The organism is Pirellulales bacterium, assembly GCA_019694455.1.
Taxonomy (GTDB): Bacteria; Planctomycetota; Planctomycetia; order Pirellulales; family JAEUIK01; genus JAIBBY01.
In genome coordinates, this window is record JAIBBY010000009.1 from 16,734 (window position 1) to 40,704 (window position 23,971).

Consider the following 23,971-nt stretch of genomic DNA (forward strand, 5'->3'; position numbering starts at 1 on the left):
CACGCCGCGCGGCGGCTTGCCCAGCTATCCCAGTCCGCCTTGCCGGCCGTTGGACTCCACGGCTACAATCGACCCCGTTTTTCGTATCTCTATTGAGAGACGCCACGGATGGCCGCTTCGCAACCCATGCTCGATCGCGCGCTGACGCTGCATCGCGCGGGGCGCATGGCCGAGGCCGAGCGACTCTACCAGCAACTCCTCGCTCGCCAGCCAGATTGCGTCCAGACGCTGCATCGATATGGTCTCTTGTTGCACGCCGCAGGGCAACTTCGCGCTGCAATTGATTTATTGCGGCGCGCCGTCGCCAGACAACCCAAGAGCGCCGAACTACGCAACGACCTGGCGGGCGCGCTGGCTGCGGCGGGCGAACGCGGCGCGGCCATCGCCGAGTATCAGGCCGGGTTGGCAATCGCTCCCGATTTAGCGCTGCTGCACGCCAATCTCGCACAACTCCATCTGGCCAGCGGCGCGCAGGCGGCGGCGCATCAACATCTCTTGCAAGCCTCGCGCCTGGCGCCGCGCGACGCGCGGGCTCGCCTCTTATTGGGCGACTCGTTCCGCCAGCGCGACGAAGGCGATCAGGCATTGGCGTGCTACCAATTGGCCTGCCAGCTCGATCCGTCGCTCGCAGCGGCCTGGCAGAATCTGGGTTGTCTGCACGCTGATCAAGAAGATTTTGACCGCGCGGCGGCGGCGCTGACGACCGCCGCGAGTTTATCGCCCGGTTCGGCTGATCTGTTGGCCAACCTCGCCGTTGCGCAGCTTGGCGCCGGCCGAGTTGGCGACGCGCTGGCAAGCAGCCGCCGCGCGCTCGCCATCGCGCCCACTCACGCCAATGCGCTATTGACCCTGGGCAACGCGCTGGTCGAGGCAGGTCGCCGGCAAGAAGCGATTCGCGCCTTCGACGACTGCTCGGCGCATCATCCGCATCAGATACAGTCGGCGTACAATTCCGCGCTCGCGCAATTGTCGCTCGGCGAGTGGAGTGGCGGCTGGGAGGGGTATGAGCTACGCGACGGAAGAGCACGACCATTTGATCCGCCAGCCGATCTGCATGGTCGCCGCGTGTTGGTGGTGGCCGAACAAGGGGTCGGCTCGCAGATTATGTTTCTGTCGTGCTTGAGCGACTTGCTCCGCGTCGCTCGCGCGGTGACGGTCACGTGCGACCCGCGTTTAGCGCCGCTGGTCCAGCGCACGTACGCCGGCGCCCAGGTCGCTGCGCATCAGGCCGGCACGCGAATCGAGCAGCTTGCGCCTTCGTTCGACTACGTGATTCGGCTCGGCAGCTTGCCGCGACGCTTCCGCAATTCCGAAAGCGATTTTCCGCGCGCCAGCGCCCATCTACAGCCCTGCCCGAAACGGTTGCGGCACTGGCGGGGGTGGCTGGCGGGGCTGGGCGCGCGTGTGACGGTGGGCGTTTCGTGGATCGGCGGCCGCACTCCAGAACAACGCCGCAAACGCACTTCGCCGCTGGCGCAATGGCGGCCACTAGCGCAAGTTCCTGGTGTCGGCATGGTGTGCCTGCAATATGGCGAGGTGGGCGCGGAACTGGCGACCATCGGCGCCGATGGAAAGATCACGATCCACCGCCCGCCGGGACTCAACCCGCTCGTCGACCTCGACGATCTGGCGGCGCTGATCGCGGCGCTCGATTTGGTGATTACGGTCGACAACACCACCGCGCACCTGGCCGGCGCAGTGGGAGTCGAAACTTGGACCCTGCTACCGTTCAGCGCCGACTGGCGCTGGCTGGTCGATCGAGATGATTCCCCCTGGTATCCACGCATGCGGCTGTTTCGACAAACGGCCACGGGAGACTGGTCGAGCGTCGTAGCGCGCGTTCAACATGCGCTATCGCTTGCCGCAACTGGCACACCAAGCCGACTGGCAGCCTAGTTCGCTCCCAGGCGGCTGTGCTGCTACGGCTTTTGGCTCACGACCGGATTGGTGAGCACGCCCAGCCCCTCGATTTCCACCTCACACACGTCGCCGGGCTGTAAGAAAATTGGGGGCTTGCGCGCAAAACCCACGCCGGGCGGCGTGCCCGTGAAGATCAAGTCGCCCGGCTGCAGCGTGCAAACGCGCGAGATATAGGCGATTAGCTTATCGAGCTTGAAGATGAACTCTCGGGTATTGGAGTTTTGCAAGGTTTCGCCATTGCGGCGAAACTGCACCTGCAAAGCGCCGGGATCGACCTCGTCGGCAGTTACCATAGCCGGCCCGACCGGCGCGAAGGTGTCGAATGTCTTGCCCAACAGCCACTGGCGTCCTGGCTTGCGAAGCTGCCAGTCACGGGCCGAGACGTCGTTGCCAATGGTGTAGCCGGCGACATGGTGCATGGCGTCGACTTGACGAATGCAGTGTCCCGCGCGGCCGATCACTACCACCAGTTCGGCTTCGTAATCAACTTCCTGACTGATCGGCGGTAGGACAATCGGCGCGCCGTCGGCCACCAGCGCCGAGGGAAATTTGTTGAACAGCACCGGCTCCGTGGGAGGCTCGGCGCCGCTTTCGCGCGCGTGATCGGCGTAGTTCAGGCCAACGCAGATCACCTTCTGCGGATCAGGCACGGGGGGCAGCAGCCGCACAGTTAGCGGGTCGAACGCTTTGCCGATTTCGGCGGCATGTCCCACGGTCCGCAAGATACCGCTGCCACGGTGCAACAGCTCCTTCAAGCTGCACGGCAACGACGCGTCGGCGTCGTTCAGATCGACAAACCCGTCGGCGACGACGGCGGCGAGCCGCGGCCCCCGTTCGCTTTGATAAGTGACCAGTCGCAACTTTGGGCCTCCCTGATTCGGCGAGCGGCGCCGCTACGATCGGAGCGAACAGGCGACGCGCAACGATTATTCCGGCGTAGAATAGCCCCCTCTCAAAGCCGCCACAAGCGGCCGCGCTTCGCTTGGCGCGCGGCGCGACATACGATTAGAGGGGCACCTACCTGTATGAGTCCGCCGCGTGAACGCTCCTCTCTTCCATCAGGCATTGGTCGATAATCTCGCCGACGGCGTGCTGCTGGTCGGCGCCGACGGGACCATGTCGGCATGGAACTGCGCCGCGGAGCGCATGACCGGCATCGACGCCGCCGAAGTGCTGGGACGCGTTTGGAGCTGTCGGCATCTGGCGCTTCGCGACGAGGAACATCGAGCCATCACCGACAGCGACTGTCCCATTGGCGCTGCGCTGGCGACGGGCGAACAAGTCATTCGCCGGCTCGAACTACGCGGCCGGGGCGGCCGGTTCGTGCCCGTCGAGATGCATGTGATTCCGGTTTTCGAACACGACGGCGAGTTGCAAGGGGCCGCCGTGGTCTGGCGCGACGTCTCTTCCACCTTATCACTGGAGGCGCGCTGCCAACAACTGCACGAGCTGGCCACGCGCGATCCGCTGACGCAGGTGGCCAATCGGGCCGAGTTCGATCGAGTCCACTCCTCCTTCGTGGCCGTGCATCTCGAACGACATTCGCCCTATAGCTTGGTGATGGTCGATCTCGACCACTTCAAGTCGATCAACGACCATTATGGCCATCCGGTCGGCGATATCGTGCTGGCGACCCTGGCGCGACTGCTCAAGAGCTTCTGCCGTTTGGGCGACCTCGTGGCGCGCTATGGTGGCGAGGAATTCGCCATCTTGCTAGCCGATTGTCCTGGCGCGGCGGCCACCCATCGCGCCGATGAGATTCGCCGCGCCGTGAGCGAATTGCCGATCTCGGCCCTGGGAGGCAAGCATATCAGCGCCAGCTTCGGCGTCACCGAAGTCCGGCCGGGCGACACGCCACAAGGGATGCTCGAGCGGGCTGATCGCGCGTTGTTCTGCGCCAAGGAACGTGGCCGTAACACGGTGGTCTATCTGGGACCACAACAAACCGGCCAATCACTCGCCGAAATCGTGACCAATCTGCGGCATGCCGTCACGGGCTCTGCGCGGTAGCGACGGGCACAGCCCACAATACCGGCACAGACACGTGCTTCGCGGCGGCGCCGCCAATGCCGCTCGTGACGTAGAATTGTGCGGGCAACGCCCCCATCCGCCAATCGCAACCCACCCCGCGCCCACTGGCAGGCAGTGACATGACGCGCATCGGTCCCACGATCAGCGCCGGCGAACGACTGTTGATCAAACAGCTTGCGGCCGCCAACAACGAGATCACCTTGGCCAGCGCGCGCATCGCCTCGGGGCGCAAAATCAACTCTCCGCACGACAATCCGGCGGCCTTCTTGGAGTTGAGTCGGCTGCAGAACGAGCAGTCGCTGGTGCAGGGCGCGACGGCGAATGTCGCCAGCGCCTCGACGATGGTCAGCCGCGCCCAGTTGGCAATCGACCAGATCCGCACGCAACTCGACGCCATTCGCGAACAAGCAGTCGCCGACGTCGATCAGGCGCTAACGCCCGACCAGCGCGCGGCGCATCAAGCCGCGATCGATCAGGCGATCTCCGCAATCACGCAAATCGTGGGGCAAGACATCGACGGTCGCCAATTACTGGGCGGAGGAGCCGACTTTGTTTACGCTGGCGTCGATCCCAATCAGATCATTGATATTCAAGCGTACTCGCTCGGCAACGCGGCTGCACAGTCGATCGCCGGCGGCGTGATTTCGACCGCCAGCACGGCTCAGGCCAGCTACACCGGCATGGGGGGTGTCGCCACCGCGACGGCGAACATCACCGTCACCGGCGACCGCGGCGGCGCCAACATCAGCGTGACCATCGGACAAAGCCTCACCAGTCTGCGCGACGCCATCAATAACGAGAGTCACGCCACGGGCGTGGTTGCCAGCGTCGCGGGCGACACGCTTTCGTTTCAGAGCATCGCCTATGGCAGCCAAGCAACAGTCGGGGTAGCGGCGACATCTGGCGTGTTTGCGGTCACTGGCCTCGGGGCCGATAGCGCCGCACATGGCGTCGATGCCGTGGCCACCATCAACGGACAAGTCGTGATTGGCGACGGCAATCGGTTCGAAATACAAAGCGGCACGCTCTCGGCCAGTGTCGAGTTCGCGGCGGGATTCACCGGCATGTTCAGCTCGGTCGAGATATCTGGCGAAGCGCTCTCATTCAACCTGTCGACCAGCATCAGCGACCGCGCGGTGCTGGCCATTCCCGGTTTACAGCCCGCCCGGCTCGGTGGACTGTCCGGCAATCTGTCGCAGCTCGCCACCGGAGGCGCCAAGGCAGGACTTGGCGCCGGCGCCAGCGCGGCCGTCCGCATCGTCGACGAGGCGCTCGGCAAGCTAACGCGCGTGGAAGGGCTGGTGGATGGCTTCGCCAATGCAACCATCGCGGCCAGCGCGGCGTTGTTCGATGGCTTCGACGAGAAGCTGCAGAACGCCATTGATCAAATCGACGAGGTCGATGTCGCCACGGAAAACGCGATCATCTCACGCAATCAATTACTGGCTGACAGCGCCGTGGCGGGCATCGCCATCTTGAACGAGCAGCGGCGCGGGATTCTGGCGCTGATTCAGCAGGCCGCGGGGCTATCGACGAGCTAGCGCGGCTCGCCGACGGCAGTCCCAGGCGGCGCGACGGCGCCAATCATTGCCAGTTTGCTCAACATTCGGTATGCTCTGGGCAGTTCGCACCGTGTTCCCAACGCAGACGTCGACCGCGCGGTCGAAATGTCGCGCATTGTCAACCATCAACCTCTACCTAGGGGGTGTGCCATGGCCTATCAGCTTCCACCGTTGCCTTACGCCTTTGACGCGCTGGAGCCTTACATCGACGCCAAGACGATGGAGATCCACCACGACAAGCATCATGCCGCTTACGTGAACAACCTGAACAAAGCGCTCGAAGGAACGGACCTCGGCTCGCAAAGCGTCGAGAAATTGATCGCCAACCTCGATCAGGTACCGGAAAAAGTACGCACCGCGGTTCGCAACAATGGCGGTGGACACGCCAACCACAGCATGTTTTGGCAAATCCTCGGCGAGCGCTGTGAGCCGACGGGCGATTTGGCCAAGGCGATCGACAGCGATTTGAAGGGCTTTGACAACTTCAAGAAGGACTTTACTGCCGCCGCGCTGGGTCGATTTGGCAGCGGCTGGGCCTGGGTATCGCTCGACAAGAACGGCAAGCTAGTGGTGGAAAGCACCCCCAATCAAGACAGCCCGATCATGGCCGGCAGCACGCCGCTGTTGGGGTGCGACGTTTGGGAGCATGCCTACTATCTCAAGTATCAAAATCGACGCCCCGAGTACGTCGAGGCGTTCTTCAACGTGATTAATTGGAAGCACGTGGGCGAGCGCTATAAAGAAGCGCGCAGCAAATAGCCCACGCGTAGTTGGCGGCAACATCTGGTGGCCGAGCGAGCGCTTGCTCCTTGGCCACTTTTTTTTCAGCGGGATGAATGAGCGATGCCGACAGCTAGCGGCGCCAGCGCCGGGGGTCGAATCGCCGCCATTCGCCAATTTGCGTATTTGATGATCGGGGGCACGACGCGCGCATGTCGCAGTTTGTCTCACTTCGCAAATTTGACACAGCGGCCCAAAGACTGCCGTTGACCGCGCGGCGCGCGACTCTATAATCCGCCCTCGCCATGGATGTCAGGATGACGGCATGGCGCCAGTTCTTCGCCCTCTTTGGGCAGTTTTGTTGACGGTTGCTTTCGGCAAATTCCGAATAACCAGTACATAGGCTGGCGCTGGCGAACAACACGCGTCGCGCGCCGGCTCCGCATCACATCGAAAACAGACTGTCCTCAGGGAAGAGGACGCCGGCAAGGCACGGATGCCGCTCGCCGGACGCTCCCTGCGCTTCCCTGGAAACGTCGGGAGCGTTTTTTTATGCGTATGTCGAGGCTCTGGTTGGCAGTATTCTGCCTGGTCGCGCCGATCTTCACCGGCTGCACAAGCACCGGTAATTCGTTCGCGATGAAGAGTCCTAGCTGGTGGCCATGGGGCAAGAAGGATCTGGCCGAAACGAGCGTCGCCGGCGCCAATCCGCAACTCCCATCGCAAAGCGTCAGTCCCGATTCGGCGCTGGCCGCTACTGGCTACGGCGTGCCGCACACGCCCAGCAGCGGATATCCTGGCTACACCCCGCCGCAAACCACCGGCGCTTATACTGGCGCTCCGCAAGGCTATCCCACCACGCCTCCGGGCGGAAGTTACGCCAATAATAGCCTCTACGAGGCCAGCCCCGCCGGATACGCCAATCAGTACCCGACTGCCGGCACGCCCGCGATGCCCGCCAGCTATCCGCAAACGGATCCCACCGCCGGCAATGTGGCGCTGCAAAGCCAATATCAAAACGCTGACTATGCTCGCGCCGCCGATCCGAGCATGGGGGGCTATGGCGCCGCGGCGAATCCCATGAGCGCCGGCTACAACGAATACACCACACCGGCGGCGCAGCCGCAGATGGCCGCCGCGCCGCAAACGGCGCCGGCAGGCATGTCGCCCAATCCGTATGCGATTGCCGAGCAGCCGAATCCCTACGGCGCTCCGTCGTATCAAACCGCCGATGCTCGCGGCAGCGCCGCGTATGGCGCCGCCACCGCGCCGGCCTATCCGCAACAACCGACGATGCCGGCCACGCAGGCGCCGGCGTATCCCGCGGCGACCGATCCCATGGCGGGCGCGGCCCAGCCGTGGAATCCCAGCGCCGCGGCGCCTCCGGCCGCTCAGTCTGGCTACACCGCCGACCCCATGGGCTACCAACCCTCGCAAACCGGCTTTGCCCCTGGCGCCACGGGCTATCAGCCCGCTGGCGTGCCCACCTATCAACCCCCGGCGGGCACTTACCAACCGCCAGCCGGCGAATATCGGCCGGGAGGCACCGGCACCTATCCTCGCGCCGGCGCATCGACCACGTCCCCGGCCAACAATCTTACCGATGCCGGCTTGAATGTCGTGGCGCCGGCCAGCTTCGATTCGGCCATGCCCGAGTCGGCGCCGGTGCAGCAAATTCCGACCACTGTCGCGCCGTAACCGCGCGGCAGGTCGCCAAAACACCAAGAGCCGCAAGCATTGGCTCGCGGCTCTTGGCGGGCAAAGGAGTTTTGTTGATCAACACGCAGCGAGTTCTCTCGCCAGCCTGTTAGTAGGCTCCGCGTTGGCTCAGCACCGACAGCGGCGTCTTGATCAGTAGCTTCAAATCGGTGAGCAGACTCTGGTTCTTGCGATACCAGATGTCCATCCGCACCCAATCCTCAAAGCCCACCTCGCAGCGACCGCTCACTTGCCAGAGGCAGGTGAGGCCGGGCTTGATGGTCAGTCGGGCGCGTTGCCACGGCTCATACTTGGCCACTTCGCTCGGCACCGGCGGCCGGGGGCCGACCAGCGACATGTGACCCAAGAGAATATTGAACAACTGCGGCATCTCGTCGATGCTGGTCGCGCGCAGCCAACGGCCAATCTTGGTGATGCGCGGATCGCGCTTGTTCTTGAAGATGGGTCCGTCCTTCTCATTCTTCACCAGGTGCTGCATCTGCGCGGCGTTCACGTGCATCGTGCGAAACTTGAACATCGGGAAACGGCGGCCGCAGAGCCCTACTCGCTCCTGGCGGAAAATCGGTTTCCCTTGGGTGGTGATCGCCAGCGCAATCAGCGTGACGAGCATGATGGGCGAGAACAGGACGAGCAGCACGATCGCGCCCGCCACATCGGCGGCTCGCTTGACGCATTGATACAGTCGCGAAGCATTGCCGGCCTCGATCAGCAGGTGATCGCCGGCATATTCGCTGGCGGCGATGGGAACCAGTCGCAATTTGCCGTGATGCGACGGAGCTTCCTTGCCGCGTTTGGCGGCCGGCGCGCTACTTTGCAACTGGGCCGGCGTGACTCGGCTCACCGGGGCGTCGGTATCGGAAATGCGCACCAGTTCGTCAACGCGGTCGAGCTTTTCGAGCACCGTGTCGAGGGAGCAAATGGTTTCCATCTGTTGATTTCCGTGTTGCCGATGTCGCCGTGACGATTACTTGCCGCCTGGCGAGATTTCACTAATCGCAAAGCCCGCGCCGTGGCGCGCCGTCTGGCCGGCGCGGCGCCGCCAGTTGCCGTAACACATTTCCGCGCCTTGATCTGCGCAAGGCTTCCGGTCGGAGTTGCTTCGTTGATTGTTATGATTCGAACCTGCCGCACGATGACTTTTTGCAACGCGCGTCCAACGTTTGCCGCAACATGCAGCCTTCAAGTTCAGCACGTCATGCCGCGGCGCGTCATAGCCACAAACATTCGGCGCAGACGGTAAGGCCGTCATGATGCTCGACAAGGTTTCAATGATTCTGGTTGCCGACCGTGATCAGGTCGGACTTGCCCGCCAAGACGAGAGCGGGGCCGCCACGCGCGCCGGATGCCATTGCACGCATTGTGCCTGACAAAGGCCGGTGGAGACGCCCGCCACAAAAAACAATAGCATATGGACCATGTTCATGTACGAAATCTCGTGAAACAGCGCCTGCGGCAGATACACGCCCAATAGCGCCAGGCAGAACGCCCCTTGCAAGCGCACCCACTGGTCGGCGTCGGAGTTCCACAATCGCCAGGCGTCGCGGCTCCAGGCCGCAACCAGCGCCAAGAAGAGCCCCAGGCCAATCACCCCGGTTTCGGTCAGCAGGCCAAGGGGCATGTTGTGATGAATCAGCGGGCGGATCGCCTCCAGTTCCATCTCCGTCGACCTGTCCGACAAGTAGGGCATCTTTTCGACATAGAACTGACCAAAGCCGCAGCCCAGCAGCGGGTGGTCCAAAAACATCTTCCACGACACATACACAAAACTCGAACGCAAGCTCGCCGACTCGCGCGTGCCCGCGGCGGAGTACTCGCGTTCAAAGCCCATGAACTTGTCCCAACCCAGGCCCAGCGCGGCCACGCCGGTCACGATGCCCGCGCCCAGCACCAACGGCCGCCAGGAGCGCGGCAACGTCAGCGCGAGCACCACTCCCAATCCGAGCACGGCGCCGATCCACACGCTGCGGGTGTAGCTGAGGTAAATGGCCAACAAGAACAACGGGGAGAGCGCGGCCAAGAGCAACCCACCCGCGCGCCCGTATCTGGGACACCAAAGCCACGCGGCCACCAGACACGCCCCCAAATAGAAGCCAAAGGCGACCGAGTGCAGCATGGGCCCACGAGCGCGGCCAAAGTGAAAGCCGAGCGTGGGCTCGGCGATGATCTTGGGGAACACCAGCGACCATTGTCCGGCGATCTCGAAGATGGCCGTGATCGACAGATACACGCCAAACAACGTTAGCGCGGCTAGCAACTGCTTGGATTGGCGGGCGCCAAAACTCATTTGCCGCCCCACTACGTAGATGATCGCCGGACTGAGATAGCCGGTGATGAGTCGCCAGATCGGCGCCACGGTCTCTTCTGGCGCCGAATTCCAATCGTGCGAGAAGGTGCTGAACATCAAGGCCGCCAGAAAGGCAATCAACCAAGTGTCGGCGGGAGCCCATGGTTTGGCGACACGGTCGACCATCTTCCAATGCAGCGCGAACACGCCCAGCAATACCGCGAGCGCGATGCGATCGAGCGTCAACGGCAGGGGGCCGGCCTGCGCGTGCCAGAAGTAAACGCCAAACGAGCTATTGAGCAACAGAAACGCGAGCACGGCCCAAATGAGCGATCCGCGCCGGACATAGGCTGCCAGCCAAACAAGCGAGACGAGTGCGGCAATAAAGATGATGAACGCCATAGCGGCCGGTTTCGCTGCTGAGTGTCAATCGGTGGTCTCGATGCATCCGACGCGCGGCCGGCGTTACGCGTTGCCGATGCGTTCCAGCGCCTGCTTCAAGTTCAAGTTTTCCCCACTCGCAGTCGTCGACCGCGGCGGGCGCGGCGCCGATTTGACTTGTGGCGCTTCGCCGCGGCGATCGGGAGCGCTTGGGGAGGGGGCTGCCGCTTGGTTTGGTGTGACCTGCGGGCGTGCGGATGTCGAAGTCGCGGGCAGAGGCGCTGGGGCAGCAGCCTGCGGTTCCGCAACGGGGCCCGCGTGAACCCCATCCATGGCGCGGCGACCGAACAACCGCCCGCCAATGCTCGTCGGATTATTGGGCCTCGGCAGCGGAATCGTAATCACCAACAGCGCCACGCCAAACAAAAAGCCCGCGACCGCGCCCATGCCCGCGGTGGCCACGCGCCCCGGTCCCACGGGCTTGGTGCCGGCGTCGGGCACATCAATGCGGTTGATCAAGCTGGCGTGCTCGGCGCCCGACTCCTTGGCGCGGGCGTCGGCCAAATTGGCCTCGGCGATGGCCAACAGCTTGTTGGCCTGCTCCACTTCGGCCACGCAATTCGAGTAGTCGGTTCGCAGCCTGGCAATGCGCGCCAGCCGCACGTTGGTTTCGTCGAGTTGTTTTTGCAAGTTTTGCACCTGCCCGGCCAGGAGCCGCGCGTCGGCCTCGACGCCGCGAATGGCAATCCCTAGTTCGGCGTGGATTTCGCTGCGAATTTGCTGCTCGGAGATTTGCGCGGCGATCAATTGCGGATGCGACTCGGTCATCATGCCAGCGAGTTGCGCGGTCTTGATTTGTGCATCGACGAGCCCCTCCTTAAGCCGTTTGAGCGCGGGCTGCGATTCGAGCAGGCTGTTCGGCGCCGCGACCAAATGACTGGGGTCCTGCTGCGCCGCGCGCAACAGCGAATCGAGCTCTTGATTGCTGCGCTGCGTGGTTTCCAAGCGACGAATCTCTCCTTCGATGAACACGACCTTTTGTCGCAAGTCGCTGGTGCCCGAGGGAGAGGCGTGCAAGATGCGCAACTCGGCCAGATCGGCGCCGACCTGCGATTCCATCGCGGCCAATTCGCTGGACGACTCGACCACCGAGGCTTTAGCCAATGTGACGCCGTTTTCCAACTCGCGCACCATGCTGGTGGCCTTTTTGTTCAGCACTTCCTGGTAGCGAGTTTGCAGCGACATGCTGATTGCCGCGGCCAAATCGATGGACCGTTGACGATCGGAATCGGTCGCCTTGAGATAGAACAACTCCGTCTTGCCGAACTCGGCTCCCTTGGGAGGCGCCAGTTTCACATGCTTGCGCAATCGCTCAATCGCGATGTCGGTCGGCCAATGGGCCGCTGGCGAGCCGCTGGGCGGCCCCACCTTGGTCAGCGCTTCGCTAAGCACCTGGCGCCCCTTGGCCAGTTCGAGCAATGTCTCCTGAGTCACCTTCATGTCGTCGACATGGCGGAACTTGCCCACACCGTCGATGTTGTTGGAAGCTTCGTTGCGGATGAGCAGCGCTTGCGCCGCCTCCCATTTGTCGGGCCGCACGGCGGCATAGATCGACCCCAAGATCAGCCCCACCAATGTTGGGGTGATCCAGCGCCAGCGGTACTTGCTGGCCAAGGCAAGACAATCGATCGGGCGCAACGAAAATGACGAAGCGGGCGCAGTCATCAATCGACCTCTAAAAGCGGACACGGAGCGAAGGCTCTCGTCGCTCAACCATTGCTTTTTCTGCGGCGCCCGCTCATTGCCGTCGGATAATCTCCGCGCCGCGCTGGGCTGTTTGCCGGTCGATCCGAGCCGATCGGCGCGATGGCGCCGATTGTAGCGGCGGCGAACAAACCGCTGCTTGAGTCGCCCCACCGGGTTGCAAAGCGCGGCGCATGACGCACCTTTCACTAGCGCAGATGCCCAGCGCGGCCCGTCGCCGCGCGCCGCGGCCATTGCGCGCCAAGCGTGCTCGCGTGAATCGAACATGCGCATCCGCGTTGTGCAAACCACCACCGAAATGGCCCTGCTGGCGCCAGACTGGAACCGTCTGGCGCGCGGCGTGCCGTTTCGTTCCTTCGAATGGCTCGATTGTTGGTGGCGGCACTACGGGCAATGCGATGATGAATCGCTGCGGCCCGACGCCGCGCTGTTGGCGCTGGTGGCAAGCGACGACCAGGACGCCGTCGTCGGTATCGCCCCCTGGTACTGCGAGCGCTCGCTGACAGGGGGCCAGGTCATTCGCTTCCTCGGTTCCGGCGAAATCTATTCCGACTACCTCAGCGTGCTGTCGGCGCCAGGACGGGAAGCCGAGGTGGCCGGCGCCGTCGCCGATTGGTTGTCGCAGTCTTGCTATCGCGATTGGGACGCATTGGAGTTGACCGGCGTCGACGCCGAAGACATCACCACGCGCCAATTGGTGAGCGGGTTGCAACACCGTGGCCTCGCCTTGCACGTTCGGCCCGATCTGTGCTGCTGGCGGATCGACCTGCCCGCCACCTGGGACGCGTATCTCGACACGCTGTCGAAATCGCATCGCAAGCAAATGCGCCGCGCCGAGCGCCGTCTGGATGATGATCGACTGGCCTGCCACACCGCGCGAAGCGTCGAGGACGCGGCGCAGGCGCTTGAAATTCTCATTGAACTGCACCAGCGCCGCCAGCGCAGTTTGGGGCGGCCGGGGTGCTTCGATTCCGAGCAGTTTGTGGCGTTTCATCGCGATGCGGTCCGTCGGTTGGCGGCCGCCGACCAGGCGCGCATCGACTGGATCGAACGCGATGGTCAGCCGATCGCCGCGGAATATCAACTGCTGGGCAGCGACGTGGTTTACGCCTATCAGGGCGGCATTGCCCCCGAGTGGCTGTCGCTGGAGCCGGGCCGAATGGTGATGGTGGCCGCCATCCGCGCCGCGATCGCGGGTCGCTATCGCGTCTACGATTTTCTCCGCGGCGACGAGCCGTACAAGGCGCATTGGCGCGCCGTGCCCCGCCGCACATTGCGGGCCCGCGTGGTGGCGCCCCATCGCGGCGCACGCATGCGCAACTCGCTATGGCTGGCGCGCGACGCCGCCCGACTGTGGCTCAAACAATCGCTTGTCGCTCCGCCAGTTCGTTAGCCATTTATCCGCGTTGATCTCCAGGAGACGCTCCTTTGAACTTGACCGTATTGGAATGCAATGAGCCCGTGGTCGAGACGCCGCAAGAGTGCGACGCCTTTGTCGGACTGCGCGTGGAGCGAATCAGCGATACCGGCCGCTTGGCGGCGCTGCGACAACCCTGGAACGCCTTAGTCGAAGATGTGCCCTTTCGGCGCTGGGAATGGCTCGAAGCCTGGTGGCGCTTCTTTGCCACCAGCCGCGATCAACTGACGGTGCTCGCCGTCTATGACGTCGCCGATCGCCTGGTGGGGCTCGCTCCCTGGTATTGCCACCGTTCACCGATCTACGGCCGTGAACTGCGCTTTCTTGGTTCGGGCATGGTGTGCAGCGACTATCTCACTATTTTCACGGCCCCCGGAGCGCGCGAGGCGGTCACGTTGTCGATCGCCAATTGGCTCAACACCACCTTTCGCGGCCAGTGGGACGCGTTGGAATTGGAAGCCGTGGTCGCCGACGATCCTACCGCAACCGAGTTGGCCATGCGGTTTGCCCTGGCAGGCCACGTGGTGTATCGCCGTCCGGCGCTCCACTGCTGGCGGCTCGAACTGCCGACCGAGTGGGAGGAGTACATCAAGTCGCTCTCGGGCACGCGGCGCAACATGGTGCGCAAGTTGATTCGCAACCGCTTCGACAGCGGCGAGGCCAAGGTGTGCTGGGTCGAGACGGCGGAAGAATTGAATCGTGGACTCGATATTCTGCGCGATCTGCACCAGCGCCGCCGCAACACCCTGGGCCAGCCGGGATGCTTCGCCACGCCGGGGTTCGACGGCTTTTTGAAGTTGGTCGCCGAGCGCTTTCTGGAGCTGGATCAACTGCGTTTGCAGTGGATCGAATTGAACGGCCAGCCGGTGGCCATCGAATTCGATCTGGCCGGCGGCGACGTGGTGTACCTCTACCAAAGTGGCATTGAGCCCCAGGCCGCGAGCGATCGCCCCGGCTGGCTGGGCGCCATCGCCGCGCTACGGCGCTGCGGAGAGGACGGCTACCGCGCCTTCGACTTTATGCGCGGCGACGAGCCATACAAGGCGCATTGGCGGGCCCAACCGATCGCGCTGGTCGATTTGCGCATCACCGCAGGGCAGCCTGCGGCGCGCGTTCGGCAAATCATCTGGCGCGGCGCACAGCGCGGCAAATTGCTGGCCAAGCGCGTCCGCGCGGCCTGGCGCGAGCGCGGCAAGTCGGATCAACACAAGGCAACGCCCGCGGAGTAGTCGCTTGCCCCCTTGGAAACGAGCCATCCTCGGCGCCTGGTATTACGGCAGCTATGCGTATCGCTGGCGGCAAGAGCGCCGCGCGCGCGCGGCCGGCGCCGCCCCGATCATTGTGCTTACTTACCATCGCGTGGCGGACGACGCGGCCAATAGCTGGACGATCGCGCCCCGAGATTTTGAACAACAGATCGACTGGCTATCTCGCAACTACGAGTTGATTTCGTTGGCCGAGGCGCAGCGCCGCATCCGCGGCCGGCGGAACGACGAGACGGCGGTGGCAATCACCTTCGACGACGGCTATGCGGTCAACAGCGAATGGGCGCTGCCGCTAGTGATCCAGCGCAAGATTCCGGTCACCTACTTCGTCTGCACCGATCCGGTGATTCGCGGAACTTTTTTTCCACACGACCTCAAGATGGGCAACCGCTTCGCCCCCAATAGCATTGCCCAGTTGCGATCCGTTGCCCGCGCGGGCATCGAGATCGGCGCGCACACCCGTGGCCATACCGACCTGGGGCCGATCACTAATCCGCTCAAGCTATATGACGAGATCGTGGCAGCCGGGGAAGAACTGCAAGCGGCGGTCGGCAGCCCGGTGCGTTACTTCGCGTTTCCCTACGGCGGCCACGCCAATATGAACGACCGCGCGTTTCACCTGGCCTACGACGCCGGATTCGAAGGGGTTTGCTCCGCCTACGGAGGCTACAACTGGCCCGGCGACGACGCCTTTCATATCCAGCGCATCTGCGTTGATGGTCCGCTGCTGCGCACCAAAAACTGGGTCACGGTCGATCCCTACAAACTGTGGAGCGTGAAACGCTTTTCCTACAGCGCACAAGCCGAGATCGCGCACCCCGAGGAGGCGCATCAACCGTGACCCGCGCATCTTGTGCTAGCGACTCCAAACCCAAGCTGCGCGCCGATTCGTTGGCCGACAGCGTGGCCATGCTCATGGCGTTGACCGCCGTGCAACCGCTGGTCAGCTTCGCGCGGGGGTTGTTGTTTTGCCGCTGGCTACGGCCCGAGCAACTGGGCCAGTGGGACATGGCGCTCGGCTTTCTGACGCTGCTGGCGCCCTTGGTGGTGCTGGGCATTCCCGGCTCGCTGGGGCGCTATGTGGAGTATTACCGCCAGCGCGGCAAGCTCGGCCGCTACCTGGCACTATCGACCGCGACCACCATCGTTTTGACGCTAGCCGCCATCGCCGTCTTGATCGTGTCGGCCAGTAGCTTTGCGCGATTGATCTTTGGCACAGGCGGCGCCGCCAGCATGATTGGCTGGATGGCGATCTGTCTGGGGCCGCTCGTGGCGTTTGGTTTCATCACCGAACTCTTGAACGCCGCGCGGCTCTATCGCGTGGTGTCGCTATTGCAACTACTGCGCAGCGCCGGCTTTTTGCTGCTTGGCGCGACGGCCCTCTTTGCCTGGAGCATGAGCGCCACCAGCGTGTTGGCCGCCTATGGTCTGGCCTCGGCCCTGTCGGTGGCGGTGGGACTGTATTGGATTCGTCACGCCGATTGGTCGAGCGCCCAAGGCGTGCCAGCGACAAGCGACTCGATCTGGCTCAAGGTAATGCCGTTCGCCCTCTGGGTTTGGATGAGCAACAACCTGAGCAACCTGTTCGAGATTGTCGATCGCTACATGATCGTTCACTACAGCGGCCTGTCGAGCGACGATGCGCTGGCCCTGGTCGGCAACTATCACAGTTCGCGCGTGGTGCCGCTGCTGATCGTTATCTTCGCCACCATGCTGGGGTCGATCCTGCTGCCCCACCTGAGCCACGCCTGGGAGACGGGTCGCCGCCAGGCGGTCGACGTGCAACTGCGGCTGGCGCTCAAGCTGTTGGCCTTTGCCCTGTCGACCGGCGCCGCGGTGTTTCTGCTCATCGCGCCGCTGCTCTTTTCCACGTTGCTCGAAAACAAATACCAGGCCGGGCTCGCCGTATTGCCGTGGACCCTGGTGTATTGCATCTGGTTCGGACTGGCGATGGTGGCCGAGATGTACCTGTGGATTCGCGAGGAGGCCCGGCTCGCCAGCGTGGCCCTCTTTCTGTCGATGCTGCTCAACGTCGGCCTGGCCGTGGTGCTGTTGCCGCGCTATGGGCTATTGGGCGCGGTGCTGGCCTGCAGCGCGTCGAAATTGACGCTGCTGCTGTTGGTCTACGGCTTTAATCGCACGCTGGGACTCACCGGCGACGCCGCCATTTGGCTGAGCGTGGCGTTGCCCGCCGCACTGCTGCTGGGCGCGCGTCCGGCGCTGGCGGTGTATGCCGTGGTGCTATTGTGGGCGGTCGCCAGCCCGCGCTGGCTCTGCGCCGGCGAAAAGCAACAACTGGCCCATGTGCTCGGCGGCTATTGGGACAAGCTTTTGTCACTCGTCGGCCGCCGACAGCCCGCCGCGGCTTAGTTTGCAATCGCGCGTCAGTTCACTTTGGCCAGGTCAGTTCCACCAGCCGGGAGCGCTAAAAACCAACTCCCTTGGTGTTGAGCTTGATCCGGCAGAGGTACATATCGACGGCCAGATAAAGGGTGCTGCCGTCGTCTCCCCAGCCGCAATTGGCGGTCGCTTCCCCTGGATCGATCCGCCCCAACAGCGTGCCATCGGGCGCGAAGACCAATACCCCGCCCGGCCCCGTGGCGAAGACATTTCCCTTGGCGTCCACCTTCATGCCGTCGGGCAGTCCCTTGCGCTGACCGGACCATCGCATGGCGTCGTAGAAGACCCGGCCGTGAGAGATGCCGCCATCGGCGCCGAGGTCGAACACCATCCAGATCGCCTTCTTGGGATCGGAGTTGGCGACGTAGATCTGCTTTTCGTCGGGCGTGAGCGCAATGCCGTTGGGAAAAGTCAGCTCCTTGGTCAGCAGCTTCAATTCGCCGTCCTGCGACAGCCGGTAAACCCCGTTGAACTTGAGTTCCTTGGCCGGATCGTCGTTCAGGCCCAACAGGCCATAGGGCGGATCGGTGAAGTACAGGTCGCCGGCGCGCGACAGCGTGGCGTCGTTGGGGCTGTTGAAGCGTTTGCCTTCGTAGCGGTCGGCCAACGTGTGAAAGGTCTTGTCAGCGTTCAAACGCGCCACTTGCCGATCGCCGTGCTGGCACAAGATCAGCCGCCCCTGGGCGTCGATCACCAGGCCATTCGAGCCGGGCTCGCCGCCGCGCGGCTTGTTGCCGGTGTAGCCGCTGGGGCTGAGAAACTCGCTTACCCCCTTCCCTTCCGCAAATTTCAGCACGTGGTTGCGCGGCACATCGGAAAAGAGCAGATAGCCGTGCGCTTTGTCCCACACCGGCCCCTCGGCCCAGTCGTACCCCTCGCCGAGCTTTTCGATCTTGGCGTCCTTGGGCACGATCTCGTCAAACCGTGGATCGAGTCGCTCGATCTGGCCCATGGTTTCAGCAGCCAGGGCGGGACCAGCGGCGACAAGGAAGGCGAGCGCGGCGAGGCAAAGTCGGTGGTGCATGATGGATTTCCTGAAAGTGCGCGGCGATTTCTTGCCATCACTATGCAGTACGATGGGCGACAAGAAAAGCGCTGGTGAACCTAATGTATCCGCTGCCCCTCCTACCTGCCGGAGTGGATATGACCGCAGACCTTGAATCGCAACTCGACGGTCTCAAAGCTCAAGTAAGAGCGGCCTACGACTCCGATCATTATGCGGCAGTGGTTGAATTGCTGCCCATCTACCTCGGACACCGCCCAACGGATTCGTTCGCGTGGTTTATGTATGGAGATTCGCTCCGCTTGCTCAAACGCTACTCCGACGCGCTCGCGGCGCTCGCCAGCGCACAACGCGAAGCGCCCCCTCAGGAACAATGGCGCATCTCTTCCGTGCTTGCAGAATTGTACAAGAGTACGGGCAAATTGGACCGAGCAGAGGAGCTCTACCAACAACTGGTCACCGATCGGGACTGCGAAAACAAGACCTGGTGTTGGATATTGCGTGGCGCCAATCTGCTGAAGCTGGAGCGCGTTGCCGAAGCGGAGAGCTGTTTTCGCCGAGCAGCCACGGCGGAGGGCGACGTGGACGAAGCATACTACAACCTGGCGGTAGCTCTCCTCTTTCAGCAGAGGTACGACGAAGCGCTGACGGCCGTAGGCAAGGCAATCGAACTCGATCCTGGATTCAAAAAGGGACCGGAATTGCGCGCACACATCGAGGCGGCTCGTGAGGCCAGCTTAGAATGGCTATCATGGGACGCCGGCAAGTAGCCGGGCTGGTCGATCTCGCTTCGCTGGAAACTGTGCCGTGCGGCAATCCGAACTCTTTTCCGAGGAGCCGCCGCGCGAGCAGTTGCTCACCGTCTCGGAGTTGACCAACCAGATCAAGACACAGCTCGAAGATTCGTTCGGCTCAGTGTCGGTAACCGGCGAAATCTGCAACTTCTCCCGCCCGCAGTCGGGGCATTGCTATCTGACTCTCAAGGACGAGAGGGCGCAGATTCGCGCGGTCATCTGGCGCAGCACGGCGGCGCGCACCAAGTTCGACCTGCACGACGGATTGGAGGTGGTCTGCCGCGGCGCGATTGACGTGTACGCCGCGCGCGGCAGCTATCAACTTGTTATCAATAGCATCCAGCCCAAGGGCATGGGCGCCCAAGAACTGGCGCTGCGGCAACTGCAAGCCAAACTGGCGGCCGAGGGGCTGTTTGACATTGAGCGCAAGCGGCCGCTGCCGCGCTTTCCGCGGCAGATCGCCGTGGTCACCAGTCCAACCGGCGCGGCGATCCGCGATTTTCTAGAAGTGCTGCGCCGCCGTTGGCGCGGCGCGCATGTCTGGATTGTGCCGGTGCGCGTGCAAGGCGCCGGCGCCGCGGCCGAGGTGGTTCGCGCGCTGGCGCTGGTCAACCGACTGTCCGAACGCATCGACTGCGCAGTGGTCGCGCGGGGCGGGGGCGGCGTCGAGGATTTGTGGACCTTCAACGACGAGGCGGTGGTCCGCGCCATCGCCGGTTGCCGCGTGCCAGTCGTCTCCGCCATTGGGCACGAAATCGACGTCACCCTCTCCGACCTGGTGGCCGACGTGCGGGCGCTCACCCCCAGCGAGGCGGCCGAACTGGTGGCGCCAGCGGCCGACGCGCTGCGGCAGTTGCTGCTGGCGCGTCAGCGGCATTTGGTGTCGGCGCTGCGCCGCCGGGCGGAAGCGGCCCGCCTGCGGCTCGACGCCCTTGCGGCCAGCCGCGTGCTGCGCCGTCCGTACGACCGAATACACGACCTGTCGCGCCGATTGGACGAGCTTTCGCTCCGCGCCGATCGCGCCGGTCGCCAGCGGATCAAATCGGCGGGCGAGACGTTGCAGCGCTGCGCCGCGCAGCTCGATTCACTTAGCCCGCTCGCTGTGCTGGCGCGCGGCTACAGCCTGACGGAGCGCGCCGCGGACGGCGCGCTGGTCCGCGACGCGCGAACGTTGGCGGTTGGCGAAGCGATCGTGACGCGCTTCGCCACCGGGCAGGCCAAGAGCCGCGTTGAGGCGATTGAGGAATAGGCGCCAATCGCCTACGGCGTGAACACCATATCGTAGCCAACGATCATGATGCCGGCGTCGACCAGCAGGTGGCTCAGCCAGGGTCCGTAGAGCCGGCCGCTTTGTTGGTACAACCAGGCCCAGAGCAGGCCGCCGATGGCGACCGACGCCGACAAGAGCAGGGTCAACAGGCTCGCCGGGCCAAAATACGTGCCGATGACGATGGTGTGATGCGCCATGAAGCCCAGCGCCGACACCAACGCCGCCAGCGATATTGGCAAAAACTTGCGCAGTCCGCCGTACACAAACCAGCGCCAGTAATACTCCTCCAAAAAGGAGTGACACAGCGAGTAAAAGACCGCCAGGGCCAGGTAGCTCAATGGCCGATCGGCATCGGCGTCGTCGAGCTTGGAGCGCACCTCGCCCGGCACACGCGCGAACGCGGCGCTGTCGTCAAAGGCCCAAAAGTACGCGGCCAGCATCAGGGCCATGATCGCCGCTCCCAGCGCCAGGCCGATCGCGATGCTCTGCCGCGTGTTGAACCTGGGAGGCGCCGAATCTGCTGTCCAGCGCCCAAAGCCCCCCGCCACCAGCCAGACAAACAGCACCGGCAGCGCGAACTGCAATACCTTGCCGACGCCGTACACCACCTGCACGCTTGGGCTGCCGGCGAACCGGATGAAATAGAGCCAGGTGGCGAAGGACGGAAAGACAATCGCCACGATCAGTGCGGCAGACAACCAAAGCGCGGATGCGAAGTTCTTCATGACGACCCTGACGCGCTTGCGGCAAAGGCCTGCTCCAAGTCATCGCGCAAGTCGTCGAACGCTTCCAGACCGACGCTCAGCCGAATCAGTCCATCGGCAATGCCGTGCTTGCGGCGATCGTCCGGGGCATAGCTGGCGTGCGACATGGCGGCCGGCTGTTCGATGAGCGACTCCACCGATCCCAAACTCACCGCCAGCCGAAATAGTCGTGTGGATTCAACAAACCGGCGAGCCTCGTCAAAGCCGCCGCGCAGCTCAAAACTGAGCATCGCGCCGAAGGCCCCCTGCATCTGCCGCTTGGCGATCTCATGCCCTGGATGACTCGCCAACCCCGGATACAGCACCCGCGCCACCCGCGCGTGACTTTCCAGAAAATCCGCGATGCGCGCGGCTGTGCGAGATTGCTCCAGCACTCGCAATTCCATGGTCTTTAGCCCACGCGAACACAAAAACGCCTCGAATGGCCCCATCACGGCGCCGGTGGCGTTTTGAATGTATTTCAGGCGGTCGTACAGTTCCCGCGACTTGGCCACCAGCGCCCCGCCGAGCAGATCGCTATGCCCGCCAATGTACTTAGTGGCAGAGTGCATCACGATGTCGGCGCCCAGTTCCAGCGGGCGAGTCAGTACCGGCGTGGCAAAGGTGTTGTCAACCGCCAGCAACACTCCGCGGCGCTGACAGATCGCGGCGGCGGCGGCCAGATCGGTGATCGACATGAGCGGATTGCCCGGGCTCTCAAGCCAAACCAATTTGGTTTGGTCGGTGATGGCGCGCTCGATGTTCGCCGTCTCGCGCGCGTCGACCAGGGTGGTCACAACGCCCGAGCGGTTGGTGATGTTGTGCAGCAGTCGGTAGGTGCCGCCATAGATATCGGCGCCAGCCACAATATGATCGCCCGCGCTGAGGAGCATGGTGGCGCAGTGCGTGGCGGCCATGCCGGTGGCGAAGGCCAACCCCGCCGCGCCCCCTTCGAGCGAGGCCAGCGCCTGCTCCAAACCAAGCCGGGTGGGGTTGCCGCTGCGCGAGTAATCGAACTCGACGGCCGCGCCGGCGCTGGGCTGCACAAAGGTGCTCGCCACGCAGATGGGGGGCACCACCGCGCCGGTGGTGGGATCGGTCTCTTGCCCCACATGAATCGCGCGGGTGCGAAACTTCATAGTCAACTTCCTAGCGCGGTTCCAAGGCTTGCGCGAGATCGGCGATCAGGTCTTCCGAATTCTCAATGCCGCACGCCATGCGAATCATGTTGTCCGGGATGCCGTACTTGCGGCGCTCTTCCGGGGTACACTCGAAGTAGCTCATCACCAGCGGCTGTTCGATCAGCGATTCCACGCCTCCCAAGCTAGGCGCGATCCGCGGAATGCAGCACGCGTCGACCACCTGGGCGGTGGCGCGCCAATCGGCGTCGCGCACCAAGAAGGTGACCAGCCCGCCAAAGCCGCGCATCGTGCGCCGCGCCACCTCGTGGTAGGGATGGCTCTCCAGACCGGGGTAATACACTTTTTCGATGCGCGGATGACTCTCCAGAAAGCGGGCCACCGCCAACCCATTGGCGTTTTGGCGCTGCATCCGCAGTTCAAAGGTTTTCAGCCCGCGTTGCAAGAGATAGATGTTGTGGGGCGAATTGATGGCGCCCATGATGCCGCGCAGCTTGCGAATCGGCTCCAACTTGTCGGCGCGCCCCAGGAGCACGCCCGCCAACAGATCGTTGTGTCCGGCCAGATACTTGGTGGCGGAATGCTGCACATAGTCGACGCCGGCCTCGATGGGGCGCAGGTTGTACGGCGTGGCCAGCGTGGCGTCGATCAAGGTCTCCACGCCGTGGCGACGCCCAATCGCGACAAAGTGCTCCAAGTCAATCACGCTCAAATGCGGATTGGTGGGCGACTCGCTAATCAACAGCCGTGTTTGTGGCGTGATGGCCGCTTCCATCGCCGCGTAGTCCCCCGTGCGCACCTGATGCGTGGTCACGCCGAAACGCGCCAAGTGCTTCAAACAGAATTCGCGGCTGCGGTGATAGCATTCGTCGAAGAAGATCACCTCGTCGCCCGCGTTGAGCTTGGCCATCAGTAGTCCGACAAAGGCGCTCATGCCGGTGGTGTAGAGCAGCGCCGCTTCGGCACCTTCCAATTCGGCCAGCTTTTGCTCGACAACCTTCTCGCTGGGGTTGCCGTAGCGGCCATACTCTTCGCGCGGCTGCTTCTGCTCGATGTAGTCGATCACCGCTTGCGTGTCGGCAAACGTGTAGGTGGCGGCGCAGAAGATCGGATCGGTGATCGAGTCGCCGGGCTTGCGCCGGCGCTCGCCACCGTGGATCGCCGTGGTCGAGGGGCCGCGCTCTCGCGCGGCAAGATCGGTCGTCGAGTCGTGGCTCATCGCGTCACCCTGTCGTTGACGTTTCGCGCGGGTGGGAGATGGCCGGCCACAAAAAAACCGCGATCACGCTGACAAAGCGCTCGCGGCTGGTCTGATTCAAGTTGGACCGCGCGGCGGGGCCGAGCGATGGCACTTTAGCAGAGCAGGCTGCAAGCGGCCGCAAATCCCAATCCCCCGGATTGTAGTCGCTCGCAGAGTCGTCAGCAAGGATAAGCAAATTGGCATTTTTTGACCGCCACATGTCGTAACGCTGGATACGGCCGCCGCGGCGGCATTAGACTGACGGATGTTGGAGCGGCGATTTTCCTATCACGAATCGACCCGCGATAAAGGGCTCCAC

Annotated in this window: 19 protein-coding genes; 11 read left to right on the forward strand and 8 right to left on the reverse strand. The window is 63.5% G+C overall.

The window, feature by feature from the left end; all coding sequences use genetic code 11:
• The first annotated feature begins 108 nt into the window (after positions 1-108).
• Positions 109-1,896 (forward strand): tetratricopeptide repeat protein, encoded by a 1,788-nt coding sequence (locus K1X71_05600; GenBank protein ID MBX7072602.1) that lies wholly within the window; start codon positions 109-111, stop codon positions 1,894-1,896.
• 23 nt (positions 1,897-1,919) lie between these two features.
• Here the strand turns inward: K1X71_05600 and K1X71_05605 are convergent, their stop codons facing one another.
• Positions 1,920-2,780 (reverse strand): fumarylacetoacetate hydrolase family protein, encoded by an 861-nt coding sequence (locus K1X71_05605; GenBank protein ID MBX7072603.1) that lies wholly within the window; start codon positions 2,778-2,780, stop codon positions 1,920-1,922.
• Between the two features lie 178 nt (positions 2,781-2,958).
• Between K1X71_05605 and K1X71_05610 the strand changes: the two genes are divergently transcribed.
• The 4 genes from K1X71_05610 (at position 2,959) to K1X71_05625 (ending at position 7,931) form a co-directional block, all read left to right on the forward strand.
• Positions 2,959-3,930 carry a diguanylate cyclase gene (locus K1X71_05610; GenBank protein MBX7072604.1) on the forward strand — a complete coding sequence of 324 codons (972 nt, stop codon included), beginning with the start codon at positions 2,959-2,961 and terminating at the stop codon, positions 3,928-3,930.
• A 140-nt stretch (positions 3,931-4,070) separates the two neighbouring features.
• Positions 4,071-5,492: a hypothetical protein gene (locus K1X71_05615; protein MBX7072605.1), complete on the forward strand. Its 1,422-nt coding sequence runs from the start codon at positions 4,071-4,073 to the stop codon at positions 5,490-5,492.
• A gap of 171 nt (positions 5,493-5,663) precedes the next feature.
• On the forward strand, positions 5,664-6,272 hold the full coding sequence (locus tag K1X71_05620) for a superoxide dismutase (GenBank protein MBX7072606.1): 609 nt from the start codon (positions 5,664-5,666) through the stop codon (positions 6,270-6,272).
• Positions 6,273-6,785: 513 nt separating this feature from the next.
• Positions 6,786-7,931 carry a hypothetical protein gene (locus K1X71_05625; protein ID MBX7072607.1) on the forward strand — a complete coding sequence of 382 codons (1,146 nt, stop codon included), beginning with the start codon at positions 6,786-6,788 and terminating at the stop codon, positions 7,929-7,931.
• A gap of 109 nt (positions 7,932-8,040) precedes the next feature.
• Here the strand turns inward: K1X71_05625 and K1X71_05630 are convergent, their stop codons facing one another.
• From K1X71_05630 to K1X71_05640, 3 genes are all read right to left on the reverse strand, one after another.
• Complete coding sequence (locus K1X71_05630; GenBank protein ID MBX7072608.1) at positions 8,041-8,880, reverse strand: sugar transferase; 840 nt, start codon at positions 8,878-8,880, stop codon at positions 8,041-8,043.
• A 363-nt stretch (positions 8,881-9,243) separates the two neighbouring features.
• Positions 9,244-10,638, reverse strand: coding sequence for an O-antigen ligase family protein (locus tag K1X71_05635; GenBank protein ID MBX7072609.1), 1,395 nt, complete (start codon positions 10,636-10,638; stop codon positions 9,244-9,246).
• Between the two features lie 63 nt (positions 10,639-10,701).
• A complete protein-coding gene (locus tag K1X71_05640) occupies positions 10,702-12,342 on the reverse strand; it encodes a hypothetical protein (protein ID MBX7072610.1) in 1,641 nt (546 codons plus the stop codon).
• 304 nt (positions 12,343-12,646) lie between these two features.
• Here K1X71_05640 and K1X71_05645 point away from each other — a divergent pair, with 304 nt between their 5' ends.
• The 4 genes from K1X71_05645 to K1X71_05660 are packed head-to-tail and all read left to right on the forward strand — an operon-like array spanning position 12,647 to position 17,433.
• The gene (locus K1X71_05645) at positions 12,647-13,774 is read left to right on the forward strand and encodes a GNAT family N-acetyltransferase (protein ID MBX7072611.1); all 1,128 of its coding nucleotides are present in this window, start codon (positions 12,647-12,649) and stop codon (positions 13,772-13,774) included.
• Positions 13,775-13,809: 35 nt separating this feature from the next.
• Positions 13,810-15,027, forward strand: a complete 1,218-nt coding sequence (locus K1X71_05650) for a GNAT family N-acetyltransferase (GenBank protein MBX7072612.1) — start codon at positions 13,810-13,812, stop codon at positions 15,025-15,027.
• A gap of 4 nt (positions 15,028-15,031) precedes the next feature.
• Complete coding sequence (locus tag K1X71_05655; protein MBX7072613.1) at positions 15,032-15,904, forward strand: polysaccharide deacetylase family protein; 873 nt, start codon at positions 15,032-15,034, stop codon at positions 15,902-15,904.
• Entirely contained in the window at positions 15,901-17,433 is a 1,533-nt protein-coding gene (locus tag K1X71_05660) for a lipopolysaccharide biosynthesis protein (GenBank protein ID MBX7072614.1), read from the forward strand. The genes K1X71_05655 and K1X71_05660 overlap by 4 nt, the downstream gene beginning before the upstream one ends.
• 55 nt (positions 17,434-17,488) lie before the next feature.
• On the opposite strand, the gene K1X71_05665 is transcribed toward K1X71_05660, so the two are convergent.
• Entirely contained in the window at positions 17,489-18,487 is a 999-nt protein-coding gene (locus K1X71_05665; protein MBX7072615.1) for an SMP-30/gluconolactonase/LRE family protein, read from the reverse strand.
• A gap of 83 nt (positions 18,488-18,570) precedes the next feature.
• On the opposite strand from K1X71_05665, the gene K1X71_05670 reads away from it, so the two are divergent.
• Together K1X71_05670 and xseA are read left to right on the forward strand one after the other, a co-directional pair.
• Complete coding sequence (locus K1X71_05670) at positions 18,571-19,236, forward strand: tetratricopeptide repeat protein (protein ID MBX7072616.1); 666 nt, start codon at positions 18,571-18,573, stop codon at positions 19,234-19,236.
• Between the two features lie 37 nt (positions 19,237-19,273).
• Positions 19,274-20,509, forward strand: coding sequence for an exodeoxyribonuclease VII large subunit (xseA, locus tag K1X71_05675; GenBank protein MBX7072617.1), 1,236 nt, complete (start codon positions 19,274-19,276; stop codon positions 20,507-20,509).
• A gap of 11 nt (positions 20,510-20,520) precedes the next feature.
• Here xseA and K1X71_05680 read toward each other — a convergent pair whose 3' ends face one another.
• Genes K1X71_05680 through K1X71_05690 form a run of 3 tightly spaced genes read right to left on the reverse strand, consistent with a single transcriptional unit; the run spans position 20,521 to position 23,631 of the window.
• Complete coding sequence (locus K1X71_05680; protein ID MBX7072618.1) at positions 20,521-21,255, reverse strand: CPBP family intramembrane metalloprotease; 735 nt, start codon at positions 21,253-21,255, stop codon at positions 20,521-20,523.
• Positions 21,252-22,412: a PLP-dependent aspartate aminotransferase family protein gene (locus K1X71_05685; protein ID MBX7072619.1), complete on the reverse strand. Its 1,161-nt coding sequence runs from the start codon at positions 22,410-22,412 to the stop codon at positions 21,252-21,254. Before K1X71_05685 ends, K1X71_05680 begins: the two co-directional genes overlap by 4 nt.
• Before the next feature lie 10 nt (positions 22,413-22,422).
• Positions 22,423-23,631, reverse strand: a complete 1,209-nt coding sequence (locus K1X71_05690) for an aminotransferase class I/II-fold pyridoxal phosphate-dependent enzyme (protein ID MBX7072620.1) — start codon at positions 23,629-23,631, stop codon at positions 22,423-22,425.
• Between the last annotated feature and the right edge of the window lie 340 nt (positions 23,632-23,971).